Consider the following 3,300-nt stretch of genomic DNA (forward strand, 5'->3'; position numbering starts at 1 on the left):
GACGTCACGGCAGACCATGTGGGCGACTGGGCCTTCCACTGTCACCTCCTGTTCCACATGCATGCCGGCATGATGCAGGTGGTCTCGGTCGTTCCGCGAAGTGAAGCCGCGATGGCTGATGACGCACACAAAGGACACAAGCCTTCCATTGCTCCGTCAGCGGAAGACAAGGCAAAGACCGAAACCGGAATGCCCGGTATGCAGCACGAAGGACATCGCTGATGAACAGCAGACATTTTTACTCAGCCTTCGTATTGCTGTCCTTGGTAACCGCAGTTCCCGCCATCGCGCAGGACGCGCCCGTACCCGGATCGCAGGCTGCAGCCTATTGGGACAAGGATGAGCTCAAGGCGTCGCGGGACGCGCTGAAAAAAGAACATGGTGGAGGGACACATTACATGATCCTCGCCAACCGGTTCGAATACCAGTCGGGCGAAGATTCATCGGCCGCTTTCCTTGAGGGCCAGGGCTGGTGGGGCACGGACGAGAACCGGCTCTGGATAAAGTCTGAGATAGACTACGATCTCGATGCAGGCAGCTTCGAAGAAGCCGAAGTCCAGGCGCTCTGGTCACGCCCCGTCGCGAGGTACTTCGACCTTCAGGCAGGACTTCGTCATGACTTCGAACCGGGCCCATCCCGCAGCTACGCAGTGGCTGGCATTCAGGGCCTTGCCCCCTACTGGTTCGAAGTCGGCGGCGCTATATTCCTCAGCGAGGACGGCGATCTCTCCGCCCGTGTAGAAGCGGAGTATGAGTTCCTGCTGACACAGCGCCTCGTCCTGCAACCCCGCACAGAGCTGAACTTCGCGATGCAGGACGTGCCGGAACTTGAAACAGGCGCCGGACTTTCGACGGCAGAGCTTGGCCTGCGCCTGCGGTATGAGTTTGACCGTCAGTTTGCTCCGTATGTCGGTGTCAACTGGAAAGCCTCGACAGGCGACACCGCAGACTTCGCCCGCGCCCGCGGCGAGGACGCCGAAACCCTCTCCTTCGTCACCGGGATCAGGCTCTGGTTCTGAACCGTATCCAACTTCAGCTCACCGTCCGCGAAAGGACACAAAATGCCCCGTTCAAAAGTGATTACAGCCACACTTCTGGCCCTCGTCCTCTCCGCCGCGCCTGCGCTCGCGCATGTCAGTGTCAGGACGACCAACATTGCAGACGCCGCCGTCATAGACGCGTTACCGGACGACTTCACGTTCAGCTTCAGCCAGCCAGTCGGTCTGATCGCGTTCTCGGTGAAAACCGGAGCAGGAGAGGCCGTCGAGATTGACTTCACACCTCCAAAGGCACCGGCTGCCACATTCACAGTTCCGCTACCTGACCTGGCGCCGGGTCTCTACACTGTGGAGTGGCGCACGATGTCAAAAGATGGTCATCCGATGACCGGCAAATCGACCTTCGAACTGAAGTAGGGGGCCGCCGCCATGCCCCTGCTGGACGCCGCCAATATCGTAACCAAGGTATTGCTCTACGCCGTCAGCCTCGGAGCGATTGGGGCGGCGCTCCACGGGGCGCTCTGCCTGATGACGAACCGCCGTGCATATTTCCGGCTCGCAGGTCTGGTGGCCGTTGCAGCAATTCTGCGGCTCATCATTCTGAACGCTCAGATGGGCGGAAGTCTTGGCGCGGCTTTCTCGACTGAACAGTTTGATTGGACCTGGGCCGCTGGCGGGCGCCCTGCCCTCGCGCTGCTCGTCGGCGCGGGCTTTCTCATTGCTGTGGGCCTTATACGTCACCGGGTCCTTCTGGTGCCCGCCGCCATCAGCATCAGCGCAAGCTTTGCCCTTACAGGACATTCAGCGGGGCTGGCGGCGCCGGGCTTCGCGCCATGGGTCGTGGCGGGCCATCTTCTGATCGCAGGCTTCTGGTTTGCCGCGCCAGCGACTCTTTGGCCCCGGTCCGGGATGAAGGACGCGGATGTTCTGGCCCGTACCGAGGCCTTCAGCCGGGTCGCTCGCGTTATCGTGCCCTTGGCGTTCCTCTCCGGCGTCTATCTGTTCTGGCGTATCAATGGCGGGTTCTCTGGTATGCTCAGCTCCGGATACGGACAATTGCTCGCCTCCAAGCTTCTGGCGGCAACGCTGCTTCTCGGGCTCGGGGCGGTCAATCTGATGTTCGTCACGCGCCAGCTGGCAGCACAACCTGTCCGCGGGCGAGCCGCTTTGCGCGCGACACTGCGATCCGAGGCTGTTCTGTTCGCCGCGATCGTCATCATTATTGCCGCAGCCACAACCGTTTCTGGTCCAACTACCTGAGGAGCCTAAAATGAAACCTGTCCTGATCAGCCTCGCATTGGCCGCCCTGGTCGCATTTTCAAGGCCAGCGCTCGCCGATGAAGCGCCTAGCCCGTCAGCAGCGAAGTCACCCATCGAGACTGTTGTTGCCTTCGGCGCAGCCCTGGAAGCAGGTGACGAAGCGGCGCTTGTTGGCCTGCTGGCCGCTGATGTGCAGATTGCTGAGAGCGGCGGCATCGAACGGTCGCTTGAAGAATACCGCTCACACCACATGGCTGCTGACATCACGTTTTCCAAAGCTGTCGAGACAACCGTCCTCGACCGGCAGGTCTTTGAGGGCGGCGGCCTCGTGACCATTCTGACTGAGTACGTGTCGAAAGGAACGTTTCGGGATAAGCCGGTCAACAGCCGCCTGATGGAGACGATGGTCCTGCAGGACACCGGCGACGTGTGGAAGATTGTTCACATTCACTGGTCCTCGGCCAGCCTTGCCACGGATCATGACCATTGAAATGCAGGGGCAGAACCAAAGGCCGTTTTGGGCGGACTTTGGTCGCTTTTCTGTAATCGGACAGGTACGGGCATATAGCTGGAAATATACCCCTATGGGGCAATTGACGAATACCCCATAGGGGTATAAATGATTTGCTAGCCTACGCCCCCAGGAGCTCCAGCATGTCCTTGATCGTAAAACCGATCACACCTGATCAAAAAGCCAAACGGGACCCCGTTTGCGGAATGATGCCGAAAGCAGACAGTCCGCACCGATTGGTGCACGAAGGCGCAGAGGTCCTGTTCTGCAGCGCAGGTTGCAAAATTAAGTTTGAGGCCGATCCCTCCGCCTACCCCGTCGCAGAAGAAACACGCGCCGTCCCGGAATCCCACGCGCATGGCCATTCAGGTCATGGCGCTGGCTGTCATCATCACGCGGCAACACCCGCGCCCAAGACAGCGGCGCCCGGAAGCCAGTGGACCTGCCCCATGCACCCGGAAATCCTTAGAGATGGCCCTGGAGACTGCCCGATCTGCGGCATGGCGCTGGAGCCGTTGACCCCAAGCGCAA

The 3,300-nt window shown here is 60.2% G+C and carries 6 protein-coding genes; all 6 read left to right on the forward strand.

The window, feature by feature from the left end:
* A partial coding sequence (locus tag C0456_RS19825) for a multicopper oxidase domain-containing protein (protein WP_291056204.1) occupies positions 1 to 222 on the forward strand: 222 nt, incomplete at its 5' end.
* Positions 222 to 1,019, forward strand: coding sequence for a copper resistance protein B (locus C0456_RS19830; protein ID WP_114106169.1), 798 nt, complete (start codon positions 222 to 224; stop codon positions 1,017 to 1,019). The genes C0456_RS19825 and C0456_RS19830, both read left to right, overlap by 1 nt.
* Before the next feature lie 42 nt (positions 1,020 to 1,061).
* Entirely contained in the window at positions 1,062 to 1,415 is a 354-nt protein-coding gene (locus tag C0456_RS19835; protein WP_291056208.1) for a copper resistance protein CopC, read from the forward strand.
* A 12-nt stretch (positions 1,416 to 1,427) separates the two neighbouring features.
* Positions 1,428 to 2,258 carry a CopD family protein gene (locus C0456_RS19840; RefSeq protein WP_114106171.1) on the forward strand — a complete coding sequence of 277 codons (831 nt, stop codon included), beginning with the start codon at positions 1,428 to 1,430 and terminating at the stop codon, positions 2,256 to 2,258.
* A 10-nt stretch (positions 2,259 to 2,268) separates the two neighbouring features.
* Positions 2,269 to 2,748: a nuclear transport factor 2 family protein gene (locus tag C0456_RS19845; protein ID WP_114106172.1), complete on the forward strand. Its 480-nt coding sequence runs from the start codon at positions 2,269 to 2,271 to the stop codon at positions 2,746 to 2,748.
* Positions 2,749 to 2,912: 164 nt separating this feature from the next.
* Positions 2,913 to 3,300, forward strand: a 388-nt coding sequence (locus C0456_RS19850) for a heavy metal-binding domain-containing protein (protein WP_291056214.1), incomplete at its 3' end; no start/stop codon positions are given.

The organism is Hyphomonas sp., assembly GCF_013823385.1.
Classification (GTDB): Bacteria; Pseudomonadota; Alphaproteobacteria; order Caulobacterales; family Hyphomonadaceae; genus Hyphomonas.

Excerpts from the sequence above, each read along its gene's own strand:
- C0456_RS19830 (WP_114106169.1), top strand. The coding sequence starts at position 222 with ATGAACAGCAGACATTTTTACTCAGCCTTCGTATTGCTGTCCTTGGTA.
- C0456_RS19835 (WP_291056208.1), top strand. The coding sequence starts at position 1,062 with ATGCCCCGTTCAAAAGTGATTACAGCCACACTTCTGGCCCTCGTCCTC.
- C0456_RS19840 (WP_114106171.1), top strand. The coding sequence starts at position 1,428 with ATGCCCCTGCTGGACGCCGCCAATATCGTAACCAAGGTATTGCTCTAC.
- C0456_RS19845 (WP_114106172.1), top strand. The coding sequence starts at position 2,269 with ATGAAACCTGTCCTGATCAGCCTCGCATTGGCCGCCCTGGTCGCATTT.